Raw genomic sequence first — 15802 nt, 5'->3', positions numbered from 1 at the left:
CCCTGCGCTCAGCCGGCGTCCACCCGCCATGCGGGCGGCAGCCCCTCGATGATGTGCTGCATCAGCGCCCGCACCTTCGGGGTCAGATCGCGGCGATCGCTGACGCACAGGAACAACCGCATCGGCTCCGGTGAGGCCTGCGTGCTCTCCGCATCGCCGGGCTCGAACAGCGCCTGCAGCTCACCGCGCGCGAGATAGGGCGCGGCGACGAACGCAGCCAGCCGGGTGATGCCGCCGCCGGCGACTGCCATCGCGGCCAGCGCATCGATGTCGTCGCTGACCAGCGCCGGGGCGACCTCGGCATCGAAACGCATGCCGTCGCGCACGAAGCCCCACGGCAGATAGCGCCCGTCCAGCGGGTAGCGCAGCAGCAGACAGCGGTGCTCGCGCAGCGCCTCCGGCGTCAGCGGAATGCCAGCCCGCGCGAGATAGGACGGGGCCGCGCAGAACACGAACGGCACCTGCGCGATCGGGCGCGCCACCAGGCCTTCCTCCAACTGCGGCTCGATCCGGATGCTCACGTCCACGTCTTCGTGGGCGTGGTCCACGCTGCGGTCGGTGAGCAGCAGTTCGATCGCCAGGCGCCGGAAACGCGCCTGAAGCGAGGGCAGCAGCGGCGCCAGCGCGTGCCGGCCGAAGGCGGTGCTGCTGGCGATCCGCAGGCGCCCTTCGGGCGTGGCGTCCAGATCGGTCACGGCAGCCTGGGCGCGCTGCAGGTCGCGCTCGATATGGCGCACCTGGGCCAGGTACAGCGCGCCGCGCTCGGTCAGGGCCAGGGTCCGGGTGGTGCGGTTGAGCAGGCGCACGCCCAGATGCGCCTCCAGCCGGGCGATGTTCTGCCCGACCGCGGCCGGACTGACCCCCAGCGTCCGCGCGGCCGCGGCCAGGCTGCCGGCATCGGCGGTCCGGATGAAACTGCGGATTGATTGGAGAATGTTCATGCTGGCCGCCATTCTCGCGCTCCATTGGAAAGAATTTCTTTATAAAGCGCCAAGCCCATCCGGTCTACCCGCCTCGCTGGGCCCTGCTTATCGTGCCTGTCCCGCAACCGCCAGGTTGCCTGCTCGCCCGGCTCCGCAGCCTGGGCGACGCCGCTTCCGCGTTGTGCCGCCCCCGCTGCCGTCGCGTCCTGCGCACGGCCTGGCAGCCTTCCCCGGAGATGGACATGAACCCAGCGCTCGCCCCCCTCGATACCGACCCGCAGGAAACCCAGGAATGGCGTGAGTCGCTGGAGGCGGTCATCCACGCCGCCGGCCGCCCGCGCGCGCACTACCTGATGGACCAGCTGACCGAGCTGGACACGGCCCGCCATGGCGACCTGCATGGCCGTGTGTGGACGGCGTACACCAACACCATTCCCGTGGAACGCCAGCCGGCCTACCCGGGCGACCTCGGCATCGAGCGCCGGCTCAACGCGATGATCCGCTGGAACGCGATGGTGATGGTGCTGCGCGCCGGCAAGCACTCCAACGTGGGCGGCCACATCGCCACGTATCAGTCCGCAGCGGTGCTGTACGACGTCGGCTTCGATCACTTCTTCCGCGGCCGCACCGACACCTTCGACGGCGACATGATCTACATCCAGGGCCACTCGGCGCCGGGCATCTACGGCCGTGCGTTCGTCGAAGGCCGCATCGCACCGGAACGGATGGACAACTTCCGCCGCGAATCCGACCGCGATGGCCTGTCCTCGTATCCGCACCCGCGCCTGATGCCGGACTTCTGGCAGTTCCCCACGGTCTCGATGGGGCTGGGGCCGCTCACCGCCGCCTACCAGGCGCGCTACATGCGCTATCTGGAATACCGCGGGTTGAAGGAGCACCAGGGCCGCAAGGTCTGGGCCTTCCTGGGCGATGGCGAAATGGACCAGCCCGAATCGCTGGCGGCGATCTCGGTGGCCGGCCGCGAGCGCCTGGACAACCTGGTGTTCGTGGTGAACTGCAACCTGCAGCGCCTGGACGGTCCGGTGCGCGGCAATGCCAAGGTCATCCAGGAACTGGAAGGCACCTTCCGTGCCGCCGGCTGGAACGTCATCAAGGTGATCTGGGGCGGTGGCTGGGACGCGCTGCTGGCCAAGGACAGCACCGGCCTGCTGCGCCAGCGCATGATGGAATGCGTGGATGGCGACTACCAGACCTTCAAGTCGCAGAACGGTGCCTATGTGCGCGAGCATTTCTTCGGCAAGTATCCCGAGTTGCTGGCCCTGGTCGCGGACCTGAGCGATGACGAGATCTGGGCGCTCGCGCGCGGCGGTCACGATCCGCAGAAGGTCTACGCCGCCTACGCGCAGGCGGTCGCCGGCAACGGCCGGCCAAGCGTGATCCTGGCCAAGACGGTCAAGGGCTTCGGCATGGGCGAGGCCGGTGAAGGCCAGAACATCAACCACCAGCTCAAGAAGATGAGCGCCGATGCGGTGCGTGCGTTCCGTGATCGGTTTGATCTGCCGGTCAGTGACGACCAGCTGGAGGAGATGCCCTACCTGCGCCCGGCGCCGGGCAGCGCCGAAGCGCGTTACTTCGCGCAGCGCCGCCAAGCCCAGGGCGGCCAGCTGCCGGCGCGCCTGACCCACGTCGATCCGTTGCCGGTGCCGGCGCTGTCGGCCTTCGCCACCCAGCTGCAGGGCAGTGGCGAACGCGGCCAGTCCACCACGATGGGCTTCGTGCGCATCCTCACCACGCTGCTCAAGGACCCCGAACTGGGCAAGCTGATCATCCCCATCGTGCCCGATGAATCACGCACGTTCGGCATGGAAGGCCTGTTCCGCCAGATCGGCATCCACTCCTACCTCGGCCAGTTGTACACCCCGCAGGACGCCGGCCAGCTGAGCTATTACAAGGAAGCCAAGGACGGCCAGATCCTGCAGGAAGGCATCAACGAATCCGGTGCGATCTGCTCATGGATCGCCGCCGGCACGGCCTACAGCAACCACGGCCTGGCCACGATTCCGTTCTACATCTTCTATTCGATGTTCGGCCTGCAGCGCGTGGGCGACCTGGCCTGGGCGGCTGCCGATGCGCGCACCCGCGGCTTCCTGCTCGGTGCCACCTCCGGGCGTACCACGCTGATGGGCGAGGGGCTGCAGCACGACGACGGCCACAGCCATGTGCTGTCCTCGGTGATCCCCAGTTGCGTCTCCTTCGATCCCACCTACAACTTCGAACTGGCGGTGATCATCCAGGACGGCCTGCGCCGGATGTACGTGGACCAGGAAGACATCTACTACTACATCACCGTGCTCAACGAGGCCTATCCGCACCCGGCACTGCCCGAAGGCAGTGAAGCGGGCATCCTCAAGGGCCTGTACCTGCTGCACCCCGCCGCCGCCGACAGCGACCCCGCGCTGCGCGTGCAGCTGATGGGCAGCGGCGCGATCCTGCGCGAAGTGGAAGCCGCGGCGTCGCTGCTGCAGCAGGACTTCGGCATAGCCAGCGACGTGTGGAGCGCCACCAGCCTCACCGAGCTGCGCCGCGATGGCCTGGCGGTCGAGCGCTGGAACCTGCTGCATCCGGTGCAGGAACCGCGGGTGCCGTACGTGCAACAGTGCCTGGCCGCGCACCCCGGCCCGGTGATCGTGGCCACCGACTACATGAAGATCGTCGGCGACCAGATCCGTCCCTTCATCGATGGCCGCCGCTTCACCGCCCTGGGCACTGATGGCTTCGGCCGCTCGGACACGCGCGAGTCACTGCGTACGTTCTTTGAAGTCGACCGCCACTTCATCGTGCTTGCCGCGCTCAAGTCGCTGGCCGATGAGGGCCGGATCGAACGTGCCCAGCTGCAGGTGGCGATCGACCGGTACGGGATCGATGTGGAAAAGGTGGACCCGACGGCGGTGTAACTGCTGGCACGGGCACCCTTGGTTGCATCTGAGAGCATCGACCGCAGCCCGGCGGTGCTCGCTTACACTGGCCGGATGCGCCCCGATTCCATCCTCACCCTGTCATGCCCGGACCGTACCGGGATCGTCTACCGTGTGTCCGGCCTGTTGTTCGAGCTGGGCTGCAACATCCTCGATGCCCAGCAGTTCGGCGACGACGAGAGCGGCCGGTTCTTCCTGCGCGTGCACTTCGATCGGGCCGCCGATCAGTCACTGGGCGACGTGGAAGCCCGCATGGCCACGCTGGCCGCCGAATTCGGCATGGACTGGCAACTGCATGATGCCCGCCGCCGGGCACGGCTGCTGGTGCTGGTGAGCAGGCAGGGGCATTGCCTCAATGACCTGCTGTTCCGTGCGCACAGCCGGCAGCTGCAGGTGGACATCGCGGCGGTGGCCTCCAATCACGAGGACTTCGCCGCGCTGGCCGGCTCGTACGGCGTGCCCTTCCATCACCTGCCGGTCAACGCGGACAACCGCGCCGTGCAGGAGCAGCAGATCATCGACCTGGTCGAACGCGAGCAGATCGACCTGGTGGTACTGGCGCGCTACATGCAGATTCTGTCGCCGCGCCTGTGCGAGGCGCTGGCCGGGCGGGCGATCAACATCCACCACAGCTTCCTGCCCAGCTTCAAGGGCGCGCAGCCGTATCACCAGGCGCACGCCCGCGGGGTCAAGATCATCGGTGCGACCGCGCACTACGTGACCCCGGATCTGGACGAAGGCCCGATCATCGAGCAGGACGTGGCGCGCGTGGATCACGCGATGACGCCGCGCGATCTGGTGCGGCTGGGCAGCGATACCGAATCGCAGGTGCTGGCCCGCGCGGTACGCCGGCATGTGGAGCATCGGATCCTGCGCAACGGGCATCGCACCGTCGTCTTCCGCTGACGGGCAGGAACCCACCGTTGGTGTACGACGCTCCGGTAGTGCCGGCCCCTGGCCGGCTCCTCGCACGCCCCGAACGGTATCGGGAGCCGGCCAGCGGCCGGCACTACCCGCGCACGGCTGGCACCCGCCGATCGTTCTTTGATCCGGCAGGTACCGACCGTTGGTCGGTACGCCGTTCGGACCGGCGCCCGGGTTCACCCGTCAGATCACCGCGATCTTCGCCTTCGCCAACGCCTCGCGCACCATCCCATCGTTGGCGTCGGTCACCGGCCGGGTCAGGTCCCAATGGAATTTGACCCGGAAGCCGGACTTCACCGCATCCTGCGCGCTCCACAGCACGCAGTAATCGCGCGCCAGGCCGCACACATGCACCTCGCGGATGCCGCGCTCATGCAGCCAGCCGGCCAGGCCGGTGGCCGGGCGGGTCCCGTCGGGACCGTGGTTTTCACGGAAGGCACTGTACGAGTCCACCGCGCGGCGGGTGCCTTTGCGCAGGATCAGGTCAGCCACCGTCCAGTCCACGCCCGGGTGCAGCGCGGCACCGGCGCTGCCCTGCACGCAGTGGTCCGGCCACAGGGTCTGCGGCTGCGCGTGCAGCAGGATCGCCTCGAACGGGAGGTGGCCCGGGTGCTGGCTGGCGAAGGAGGCGTGGTCGGCCGGGTGCCAGTCCTGGGTCGCCACCACGGTGCCGTAACGGCGTTCGGCCAGCAGCGCCGCAATGTCCGGCACGATCGCATCGCCGTCCACGCAGGCCAGTGCGCCACCGGGCATGAAGTCCGGCTGCAGGTCGATCACGACCAGGGCGACATCGGCGGGGTAACGGCTCATGGCGGCTTCACGACGGTGGGGGCGCCCAGTCTAGCCGACGCCCCCGCAGCGGTCAGTCGGCGTCGCCCTGCCGGGAGGTGCCATCGCCGTAGTACAGCACGCCCAGTTTGATGCGCTCGCGGCCGGTCTCGCGGCGGTGGCGGTTGGCGTCGCGCAGCGAGTACACGCAGCCGCAGTACTCCTGCTGGTAGAACTGCTCGCGCTTGCTGATCTCCACCATCCGCGCGGCACCGCCGCCCTTGCGCCAGTTGTAGTCCCAGTACTGGATACCCGGGTAGTGTGCGGCGGCGCGGTGGCCGCAGTCGTTGATCTGGTTCATGTCCTTCCAGCGCGAGATGCCCAGCGAGCTGCTGATCACCGCAAAGCCGTTCTCATGCGCGTACAGCGCGGTGCGCACGAAGCGCATGTCGAAGCACATCGTGCACCGGATGCCGCGCTCGGGCTCGTTCTCCATGCCGCGCGCACGCGAGAACCAGTTGTCGGTGTCGTAGTCGGCGTCGACGAACGGCACGCCATGTTTCTCGGCGAAGCGGATGTTCTCCTGCTTGCGCAGTTCGTATTCCTTTACCGGGTGGATGTTGGGGTTGTAGAAGAAGATCGTGTAATCGATGCCGGAAGCGGTGATCGCTTCCATCACCTCGCCCGAGCACGGTGCGCAGCACGAATGCAGCAACAGTCTGGTGTGCCCGTCGGGCAGGGACAGGGTGGGTCGGTCGATCGGTCTCAGGTCATGCAGGTTCATGCGTTTCTCGTCGACCCCACCGCCGGCAACGGCGGCGATGGGGTCCTTGGGGCGGTCTACAAAGAGGCGATCACGCGGCGTTGGCGTCTGCCGTTTCCTCGCGCAGTTCACGCGCGGCGGCCACCAGCGCTTCCAGCGCGGCACGGGTTTCCGGCCAGCCACGGGTCTTCAGGCCGCAGTCCGGGTTGACCCAGATCTGCTCCGGGCGCAGCACTTCGGCGGCCTTGCGCAGCAGGGCCAGCATCTCGGCCTTGTCCGGAACGCGCGGGGAATGGATGTCATACACGCCCGGGCCGATCTCGTTGGGATACTGGAAGCGCACGAAGGCATCAAGCAGTTCCATGCGCGAGCGCGAGGTCTCGATCGAGATCACGTCCGCATCCATGGCGGCCACCGAGTGGATGATGTCGTTGAACTCGGAGTAGCACATGTGGGTGTGGATCTGGGTTGCATCGCGCACGCCGCTGGCACTGATCCGGAACGCTTCCACCGCCCAGTCCAGGTAGTCGCGCCACTGCGCACGGCGCAGCGGCAGGCCTTCGCGGATCGCCGGCTCGTCGATCTGGATCACGCCGATGCCGGCGGCCTCCAGGTCGGTCACTTCATCGCGCAGGGCGAGTGCGATCTGCCGGCAGGTGTCCGCACGGGACTGGTCATCGCGCACGAACGACCACTGCAGCACCGTCACCGGGCCGGTCAGCATGCCCTTCATCGGCCGCTGGGTGAGCGACTGCGCGTACTGCGACCAGCGCACGGTCATCGGCTGCGGGCGCGTCACATCGCCGAAGATCACCGGCGGCTTCACGCAGCGCGAGCCGTAGCTCTGCACCCAACCATTCTTGGTGAAGGCGAAGCCATGGAGCTGCTCGCCGAAGTACTCGACCATGTCGTTGCGCTCGAACTCGCCGTGCACCAGCACGTCCAGCCCGATCTGCTCCTGCACGCGCACGCAGTGTTCGGTCTGGGTGGCCAGGAACGCATCGTAATCCGCATCGGACAGCTTGCCGGACTTGTTGCGGGCACGCGCCTCACGTACTTCCAGTGTCTGCGGGAACGAGCCGATGGTGGTGGTCGGGAAGCGCGGCAGCTTCAGCGCCGCGGCCTGCGCCAGGTGGCGCTGCGGATAGCGGCTGTGGCGCTGCGCATCGGCCGGGGTCAGTGCGGCCAGGCGGGCGGCGACGGCCGGGTTGTGCACGCGTGGCGAACGACGGCGCGATTCGATGCACTCGCGCGAATGGGCGAGCGGCGCTTCGGCACGCGCCGGTGCATCGATCGCATCGGCCAGCACGCGCAGCTCGCCGAGCTTCTGCCTGGAGAACGCCAGCCAGCTGCGCAGTTCGTCGTCCAGCTTCTTTTCGTGGTCGAGATCGACCGGGGTGTGCAGCAGCGAACACGATGGCGCCAGCCACAGCGCATCGCTGCCTACATGGCCGTGGGCGTAGCGCGCCAGCACCAGCGCGTTGTCCAGGTGGGTGCGCCAGATGTTGCGGCCGTTGACCAGGCCGGCCGACAGCACGCGGCCGGCCGGCAGCGCCTTGATCACCGCGTCGAGCTGTTCCGGTGCGCGCACCAGGTCCACATGCAGGCCATCGACCGGCAACGCCGCGGCCAGCGCGAGGTTGTCCTCCAACGCACCAAAGTAGGTCGCCACCAGCACCTTGGGGCGCGCGGCCTGCGCCAGTACCGCATAGGCATGTTCGAACGCGGCGCGCGTGGCCTCGTCCAGGTCCTGCACCAGCAGTGGCTCATCCAGCTGCACCCACGCCGCGCCGGCCGCCTTGAGTTCGCCGAGCAGCTGCACGTACACCGGCAGCAGCGCATCGAGCAGATCCAGCGCGTTGCTGCCATCGGTGGTCTTGGACAACCGCAGGAAGGTGACCGGCCCGATCAGCACCGGCCGGGTCTCGATCCCCAGCGCCTTGGCCTGGCGGTATTCGGCCAGCGGCTTGTCGCCGCGCACCGTGAAGGCCTGGCCGGCCTGCAGTTCCGGCACCAGGTAGTGGTAGTTGGTGTCGAACCACTTGGTCATTTCCAGCGCATGCAGGTCGATGCCATCGCGCTGCAGGCCACGCGCCATCGCGAAGTAGCCGCTCAGCGGCTCGGCATCGGCGAGCGCGCGATAACGGACCGGGATCGCATCGAACAGGAAGGCGGCATCGAGCACCTGGTCATACAGGCTGAAATCGTTGCTCGGTGGCACATCCACGCCGGCCTCGCGCTGCAGCTGCCAGTGGCGCTCGCGCAGCTCGGCCGCAGTGTCCTGCAGCGACGCGGCGCTGCTCTCGCCGGACCAGAAGGCTTCGAGCGCGCGCTTGAGTTCGCGCTTGGCGCCGATGCGCGGGAAACCCAGGTTGGTAACAGTGGTCATTGGAACGTGTCCTCTTTGCGTAGGGGCATTGAGGAACGAAGGAACCGCGCGCCGTCCGGGGCCTTGCAGCCCGTTCCGCCCCGCCAGCGACCTTCGCCCCCGCGGGCGAACCGGATGCCGTGAAGCGGACGCACGGGGGCAGCGCCATGCAGGCGGCAGGGCGGCAGGCCCCGGCAACCTCCCCGCGGACGTTCCAGGTCGAATCAGGAGACGGTCGTGTCCCCCGGCCGGGGCCGGTATTCGGGCTGATGGACACGGGCGCGGGCGCCCACCTACTCCCTGCCGCTTCCCAGGCCCGAGGGCCCAGTGCTGTTGGCAGGTGTCGTTTCCATTCACCGCTGCGGGGCAGCTCCGGAATGGGCGCGCAAGGCGCCTTCACCGGATTCCCGTTTAAATCCATCCCTTCATCTGCATGAAGCGATAGATACCTTCGGCGAGCACAAGGTAGGCCGAAGCGGAGCGATGGTCAAGTCGTCTGCGCGATCCGCCCACTGCATCCAAACCACCGCCGCCTGCGTATCTCCCTGCAAGCCCGCCCGTTTGGACCTCCATGCGCCAGCCCTTGCCCTGCCTGATCCTGCTGCTGTCGGTGATCGCCGCCCCCGTAAGTGCCGCCGATCAGACCGTGCAGCGCCAGGAAGGCCGCGCGTACGCCACTGCCGATGGCCGCCTGCTGTATCGCGAGACCCATTGGCTGCAGGGGCCGGCGAGTGCCCAGTCGCGGCTGGTGCTGTACCGCTGCAGTGACGGCCGCCCGTTCGCGCGCAAGTGGATGACGCCGCAGGGCAGCCCGCAGACACCGGATTTCACCCTGGACGATGGCCGCGATGGCTATCAGGAAGGGGTGCGCGGCCGTGCCGCCGACCGCCAGGTATCGGTCCGCGCCAGCGCCCAGGCACCCACCTTCAGCCGTGCCATCACCCTTCCTTCGGGGGCGGTGGTGGATGCCGGTTTCGATGCGGCGGTGCGCAGTCATTGGGCCGCGCTGCAGGCCGGGCAGAGCGTGGCCTTCCAGTTCCTGCTGCCCAGTCGGCAGCGCCTGGTGCCGTTGAAACTCCAGCGCACCGGCGCGGTCAGCTGGCAGGGCGAGCCGGCCGAGCAACTGCAGATGAAGCTCGACGCCTGGTTCGGCTTCGCGGTGCCGGCGGTCACGCTGGTCTATGCCACCGCCGACCAGCGCCTGCTGCAGTTCACCGGCACCGGCAACGTCCGTGACGAGAAGGGCAGGTACCCGCAGGTGCGGGTCGAGTTTCCGGCGGCACCGGTTGCCACGCCTGCGGCCGAGTTGTCCGCCGCGCGGACGCAGCCGCTGGTGAAGACATGCGGTGCCTGATCGCCCCCTTGCAGACGGCGCCGGGAGCAACGAGGATGCCGATACGCCCGTTATCGACATTGAGCCTGCAATGCCCGAGCTGGACGCCGCCGCCGCATCACACCGCCTGGATGAACTGCTTGCCCGGGTCGCCGGCGGGGATCGCCAGGCGTTCGAATCGGTCTATCAGTTGGCCTCCGGCCGCCTGTTCGCCATCTGCCTGCATGTGCTGCGCGACCGCGGGGATGCCGAAGAGGTCCTGCAGGAGGTCTTCACCGCGGTCTGGAACAAGGCGGCGCAGTTCGACCGCGCCAAGGCGGCGGCCATGACCTGGCTGTCGATGCTGGCCCGCAACCGCGCGATCGACCGCCTGCGGGCCGCGCCGCCGCGCGCGCTGGATGATCTGTCCGTCGCCGAGGAACTCCCTGATGTCGCGCCGCAGCCGGCCCAGGTGGCCGAGCAGGCGTCCGACCACGAGCGCCTGCAGGACTGTCTGGAGACCCTGGAGCCGCGCCGTCGCTCCCTGATCCGGCTGGCGTTCCTGGAAGGCGCCAGCTATGAAGAACTGGCGGGCCGCATCGGCTCGCCGCTGGGCTCGGTGAAAAGCTGGATCCGCCGCGGGCTGGGCCAACTTCGCGTGTGCCTGGAACGATGAACGTCCGCGACCTCCATGATCTGCATGACGACGGCGAGCCGCCGGGCGCCGACATCCTGGCTGGCGAGTACGTGCTTGGGGTGCTCGATGCCGCCCAGCGCGCCGGCGCCGAACGGCGCATCGCCAGCGATCCCGGCTTTGCACGGTTGGTGACGCAGTGGGAGAACCGCCTCGCGCCCCTGCTCGCATCGCTCGGCAGTGAACCGGTGCCTGCGCATCTGTGGCCACGCATCCGCACCTCGCTGGGCTGGCCTGCCGCATCGGCCGGCTCCCCGCGCCTCTGGCAGCGCACCGGGTTCTGGCAGGGCATGACCGCGTTGGCTGCCGCGCTTGCACTGGTGGCAGTGTTCAGCCGCCGTGACCTGGCGCCGACCGCACCGGTGTCCACGCCGGTCGCGGTCACACCCACCACGCCGCCGACGCCGGCCGAGCCGGAGCAGGCGACCAGGCCGGTCACGCCGCTGCTCCACGACGATGGCACCCCGGGCTGGCTGGCCTCGGTCGACAAAACCCAGGGCAAGGTGCTGATGGTGCCGGTCCCGGCCGCAGCCGATGCCGCCGGACGCGCGCCGGAGCTGTGGCTGATCCCGGCCGGAGGCGCACCGCGCTCGCTCGGTCTGGTCTCCATCGATCGCGCGCACACGGTTGCCGTTCCAGACGCGCTGCGTGATGCGCTTGTGAACGGCTCGGTGCTGGCGATCACGCTCGAGCCGGCCACCGGTGCGCCACAGGGCATTCCGACCGGCCCCATCATCGCCAAGGGCGACATCGCGAACCTGTAACCGCGCACGTCCGGAATTATTTTCCGGATCCGTGCATCCAAACGCCGCCGGCTCCCGTATCTCCTGATAACGCCTCAGGAGAAGCGATTCATGTCGGTCAGCCCCACCCCCGACGCAGGACGCACCGCACAGCGACGCCGCTGGGCCACGCTGTGGCGTTGGTTCGATACCAGCGCCGATGCAGCCGCCGCGGTGGACCAGCCGCAGCGCGTGGACTGGGTGCGGGCGATCCCCTTCGCGGCGATGCACCTGGCCTGTCTGGCGGTGATCTGGGTAGGTGTCTCCTGGGTCGCGGTGGGCGTGGCGCTGGCCCTGTACGCGGTCCGGATGTTCGCGATCACCGCGTTCTACCATCGCTACTTCTCGCACCGCACGTTCCGCACGTCGCGCACCGTGCAGTTCATCTTCGCGCTGATCGGCGCCTCCAGCGTGCAGCGTGGGCCGCTGTGGTGGGCCGCGCATCATCGCAACCATCACCGTCACACCGACACCGCGGCTGATCCGCACTCGCCCTCGGTGCATGGGTTCTGGTGGAGCCACATGGGCTGGTTCCTCACCGTGGAAGGCTTCCGCACCGACTGGTCGCGCATTCCGGACCTGGCCAAGTACCCCGAACTGCGCTGGCTGGACCGCTTCGACACGCTGGTGCCGATCGCACTGGCCGCTGCCCTGTTCGGCCTGGGCGCCCTGCTCGAGCGCATCGCGCCGTCCTGGGGCACCAGCGGCGGGCAGATGCTGGTGTGGGGATTCTTCATTTCCACCGTGGTGCTGTTCCATGCCACGGTGACGATCAACTCGCTGGCGCACCGCTTCGGCCGCCAGCGCTTCAACACCGGTGATGACAGCCGCAACAACCTGTGGCTCGCCCTGCTGACGTTCGGCGAAGGCTGGCACAACAATCACCATTTCTTCCCGGGTACCGCGCGCCAGGGCTTCTACTGGTGGGAAGTGGATGTCACCTGGTACGGCCTGCGGGCGATGGCTGCGCTGGGCCTGGTGCGCGATCTCAAACCCGTGCCGGCCTGGGTGCTGGCCAAGGCGGAGCACTGACATGCGTATCGCCGTGATCGGATCGGGCATCGCCGGCCTCTCCAGTGCGTGGTGGCTGAGCCAGCAGCACGAAGTGACGCTGTTCGAGGCCAACGACTACCTGGGGGGCCACACCCACACCCATGAGGTGGAGGTCGACGGCCGCACGCACGCGGTGGACACCGGCTTCATCGTGTTCAACCCCGCGCATTATCCGCTGCTCACCGGGCTCTTCGAGGAACTGGGCGTCGCCTCGCAGCCGACCACCATGAGTTTCTCGGTGCACAGCGAGCGCACTGGGCTGGAGTACAACGCCACCTCGCTGGATACGCTGTTCTGCCAGCGCCGCAATCTGGTTTCGCCGCGCTTCTGGGGGATGCTGCGTGATCTGCGCCGTTTCTACCGCGAAGCACCGGCGCTGCTCGAGCGTGACGATGACGGCCCCTCGCTGGGCGAATTCCTGGCCAAGGGCCGCTACGGTCGCACCTTCATCGACGAACACCTGCTGCCGATGGCCTCGGCGCTGTGGTCCTCGCCCACGGCCAGTCTGGCCGCCTTCCCGGCACGCTACCTGGTGCAGTTCATGGCCAACCACCAGATGCTGCAGATGACCGGGCGCGCGCCGTGGCGGGTAGTGCAGGGCGGTTCGGCACGGTACATCGATGCGCTGCGCAGCCGCTGGCAGGTCCGCGAGCGGCTGGAGTGTCCCGTGTTCGGGGTGGAGCGCCACGAGCATGGCGTGCGCGTGCACAGCGCTGCGGGGCTGGAGGGCTTCGACCAGCTGGTGCTGGCCTGCCACAGTGACCAGGCCCTGGCCTTGCTGTCCGATGCCGATCTCACCGAGCGCGCGGTACTGGGTGCGATCCGCTACCAGCCCAACGAGGTGGTGCTGCATACCGATGCAAGTCTGTTGCCACGTAACCGCAAGGCTTGGGCGGCCTGGAATGCGCATGTGCCGCGCGATCCGCTGGCGCCGTGCACGGTGAGCTACTGCATGAACCTGCTGCAGGGCATCGAAACGCCCACGCCGCTGGTGGTCACGCTCAACCGCAGCAATGCGATCGATCCCGCGAGCGTGCTGCGCCGCCTGCAGTACGCGCACCCGGTGCACGACCACGCGATGGTGCGTGCACAGCAGCGTTGGGCCGAGATCCAGGGCCATCGCCGTACCTGGTTCGCTGGCGCCTACTGGGGCTGGGGTTTCCACGAGGATGGCATCCGTAGCGCCCGCCGTGTGGTCGATGCGCTGCAGGCGCTGGATGCCGAGGCCTACTGGCCGCTGGCCGAGGCACTGCCGGCATGAGCGCCAGTGCGATCTATCGCGGCTGGATGCGCCACCGGCGGCACACGCCGCACCCGCACGCGTTCGGCTACCCGATCGCGCAGCTGCTGCTGGATCTGGACGAACTGCCGCGTCTGTTCGAGGGTCGCTGGCTATGGTCGGTGGGCCGCCGCAACGTGGTGGAGTTCCGCCGCAGTGATTATCTCGGCGCGCCCGGGCAACCGCTGGCCGAGGCCGTGCGCGAACGCATCACCCAGGCCCTGGGCCGCGCGCCGCAGGGCCCGATCCGCCTGCTGACGCATCCGCGGTATGCCGGCCACGTGTTCAATCCGGTGAGCTTCTATTACTGCTACGCCGCCGACGGCACGACGCTGGACAGCATCGTGGCGGAGATCACCAACACGCCTTGGAAGGAGCGCCACGCCTACGTGCTGCCGGTGGCGCAGGCCGACGCCCAGGGCCGCGCGCTGTGCTGGTCGTTCGACAAGCAGTTCCACGTCTCGCCCTTCATGCAGATGGACTGCGAGTACCGCTGGCGCTTCACCGCGCCCGGCGAGGACCTGCACGTGCACATGCAGGTCTGGCGCGAAGGGACGTGCCAGTTCGATGCCGATCTGGTGATGCAGCGCCATCCGCTCACCGGGCGCGGCCTGGCCGGCGTGCTGCTGCGCTACCCGCTGATGACGCTCAAGGTGGTTGCCGCGATCCACTGGCAGGCGCTGCGTCTGTGGCTCAAGCGCAACCCCGTCCATGACCACCCTTCTCTTGCTGGAAAATCCCCATGAACGACATGACCCGTGCGGTGGCCCTGCCGCAGCCGTCCGCCCTTGAAGGGTTCCTGCGTGGGCGCCTGTTGGCTCAGCTCGCCCCGCTGCGTGGCGGCCATCTGCGCCTGCGCGATGCGCTCGGTGACGTCGTGATCGGTGATCCACAGGCCACGCCACAGGTGACGGTCTGGGTGGATGACCCGGCCTTCTATCGCGCAGTGGCCGCGCAGGGCAGTGTGGGCGCAGGCGAGGCGTACATCCGTGGCGACTGGCGCTGCGATGATCTGGTCGCGCTGGTGCGGCTGCTGGTGCGCAACCGGGATCTGCTCGATGGCATGGAGGGCGGGCCGGCGCGTGTCGGTGGCTGGTTGCTGAAGGGCTGGAACCGGCTGCGTCGCAATACGCGCGAAGGCAGCCGCCGCAACATCGCGGCGCACTACGATCTGGGCAATCCGTTTTTCTCGCTGTTCCTGTCTCCGGACCTGATGTACTCCTCGGCGCTGTATGCGAGCCCGGACGACACGCTGGAGGCGGCCTCCGAGCGCAAACTTGCGCGCATCTGCGAGCAGCTGCAGCTCACCGCCGCCGATCGCGTGGTCGAGATCGGCACCGGCTGGGGCGGCTTTGCGCTGTACGCGGCGCGGCACATCGGTTGCCACGTCACCACCACCACCATCTCGGTCGAGCAGTACACGCTGGCCCGGCAGCGGGTGGAGGCGGCCGGCCTGCAGGACAAGGTGACCCTGCTGCTCAAGGACTACCGCGATATGGAGGGCGAGTACGACAAGCTGGTCTCCATCGAGATGATCGAGGCGATCGGCGCGCAGTACCTGGACACCTACTTCGCCACGCTCACCCGGTTGCTCAAGGACGATGGCCTGGCGCTGCTGCAGGCCATCACCATCGAAGACCAGCGCTACGAGCAGGCCCGGCGCAGCGTCGACTACATCAAGCGCTTCGTGTTTCCCGGCAGTTTCATTCCGTCGATCAACGCGATCGTCGCCGCCAAGACCCGCAGCAGCGACCTGCAGTTGATCGGCCAACATGATTTCGGCCCGTCCTATGCGCTGACCCTGCGTGCCTGGCGCCAGCGCTTCCTGGCCCAGTTGCCTGCGGTACGCGCACAGGGCTTCGATGCATCTTTCATCCGCCTGTGGGAGTTCTATCTGGCCTACTGCGAGGGGGGCTTCCTGGAGCGCTCCATCGGCGTCTCGCACCTGCTGATGGCGCGTCCGGCCTACCGGCCCGCGCTGATTGCCGGGGAAGGCTGAA

Annotated in this window: 13 protein-coding genes and 1 riboswitch; of the genes, 9 read left to right on the top strand and 4 right to left on the bottom strand. The window is 68.2% G+C overall.

Features of this window, described 5'->3' with window-relative positions:
* Nucleotides 1–8: 8 nt before the first annotated feature.
* Nucleotides 9–941 carry a LysR substrate-binding domain-containing protein gene (locus PV764_RS17655; RefSeq protein WP_026070052.1) on the bottom strand — a complete coding sequence of 311 codons (933 nt, stop codon included), beginning with the start codon at nt 939–941 and terminating at the stop codon, nt 9–11.
* A gap of 224 nt (nt 942–1165) precedes the next feature.
* Between PV764_RS17655 and aceE the strand changes: the two genes are divergently transcribed.
* Nucleotides 1166–3838, top strand: a complete 2673-nt coding sequence (gene aceE / locus PV764_RS17650; RefSeq protein WP_019184835.1) for a pyruvate dehydrogenase (acetyl-transferring), homodimeric type — start codon at nt 1166–1168, stop codon at nt 3836–3838.
* 75 nt (nt 3839–3913) lie between these two features.
* Nucleotides 3914–4765 (top strand): formyltetrahydrofolate deformylase, encoded by an 852-nt coding sequence (gene purU / locus PV764_RS17645; RefSeq protein ID WP_019184834.1) that lies wholly within the window; start codon nt 3914–3916, stop codon nt 4763–4765.
* A gap of 201 nt (nt 4766–4966) precedes the next feature.
* Here the strand turns inward: purU and pncA are convergent, their stop codons facing one another.
* From pncA to metE, 3 genes are all read right to left on the bottom strand, one after another.
* The gene (pncA, locus tag PV764_RS17640) at nt 4967–5593 is read right to left on the bottom strand and encodes a bifunctional nicotinamidase/pyrazinamidase (protein WP_046272299.1); all 627 of its coding nucleotides are present in this window, start codon (nt 5591–5593) and stop codon (nt 4967–4969) included.
* A 52-nt stretch (nt 5594–5645) separates the two neighbouring features.
* Nucleotides 5646–6335 carry an epoxyqueuosine reductase QueH gene (locus PV764_RS17635; protein WP_421117182.1) on the bottom strand — a complete coding sequence of 230 codons (690 nt, stop codon included), beginning with the start codon at nt 6333–6335 and terminating at the stop codon, nt 5646–5648.
* A 70-nt stretch (nt 6336–6405) separates the two neighbouring features.
* Nucleotides 6406–8703 (bottom strand): 5-methyltetrahydropteroyltriglutamate--homocysteine S-methyltransferase, encoded by a 2298-nt coding sequence (metE, locus tag PV764_RS17630; RefSeq protein ID WP_421117181.1) that lies wholly within the window; start codon nt 8701–8703, stop codon nt 6406–6408.
* Nucleotides 8704–8916: 213 nt separating this feature from the next.
* A riboswitch (cobalamin riboswitch) is annotated at nt 8917–9150 on the bottom strand.
* A 103-nt stretch (nt 9151–9253) separates the two neighbouring features.
* Between metE and PV764_RS17625 the strand changes: the two genes are divergently transcribed.
* The 7 genes from PV764_RS17625 to PV764_RS17595 all read left to right on the top strand — a co-directional run bounded on the left by PV764_RS17625 (nt 9254) and on the right by PV764_RS17595 (nt 15801).
* Nucleotides 9254–10036 (top strand): hypothetical protein, encoded by a 783-nt coding sequence (locus PV764_RS17625; protein WP_080341449.1) that lies wholly within the window; start codon nt 9254–9256, stop codon nt 10034–10036.
* A gap of 70 nt (nt 10037–10106) precedes the next feature.
* Entirely contained in the window at nt 10107–10670 is a 564-nt protein-coding gene (locus PV764_RS17620; protein ID WP_046272301.1) for a sigma-70 family RNA polymerase sigma factor, read from the top strand.
* Nucleotides 10667–11452, top strand: coding sequence for an anti-sigma factor (locus PV764_RS17615; RefSeq protein ID WP_421117180.1), 786 nt, complete (start codon nt 10667–10669; stop codon nt 11450–11452). The genes PV764_RS17620 and PV764_RS17615 overlap by 4 nt, the downstream gene beginning before the upstream one ends.
* Before the next feature lie 90 nt (nt 11453–11542).
* On the top strand, nt 11543–12502 hold the full coding sequence (locus tag PV764_RS17610) for a fatty acid desaturase (protein WP_046272303.1): 960 nt from the start codon (nt 11543–11545) through the stop codon (nt 12500–12502).
* 1 nt (nt 12503) lies between these two features.
* The gene (locus tag PV764_RS17605; protein ID WP_421117178.1) at nt 12504–13784 is read left to right on the top strand and encodes an NAD(P)/FAD-dependent oxidoreductase; all 1281 of its coding nucleotides are present in this window, start codon (nt 12504–12506) and stop codon (nt 13782–13784) included.
* Nucleotides 13781–14548, top strand: coding sequence for a DUF1365 domain-containing protein (locus PV764_RS17600; RefSeq protein WP_046272305.1), 768 nt, complete (start codon nt 13781–13783; stop codon nt 14546–14548). Before PV764_RS17605 ends, PV764_RS17600 begins: the two co-directional genes overlap by 4 nt.
* Nucleotides 14545–15801, top strand: coding sequence for a class I SAM-dependent methyltransferase (locus PV764_RS17595; RefSeq protein ID WP_421117177.1), 1257 nt, complete (start codon nt 14545–14547; stop codon nt 15799–15801). The genes PV764_RS17600 and PV764_RS17595 overlap by 4 nt, the downstream gene beginning before the upstream one ends.
* Nucleotide 15802: the final 1 nt, after the last annotated feature.

The organism is Stenotrophomonas sp. AS1, assembly GCF_048957655.1.
Lineage (GTDB): Bacteria > Pseudomonadota > Gammaproteobacteria > Xanthomonadales > Xanthomonadaceae > Stenotrophomonas > Stenotrophomonas bentonitica_A.
Note: the sequence above shows the minus strand (reverse complement) of the source record. Positions and strands in the feature narration are given on the sequence as shown.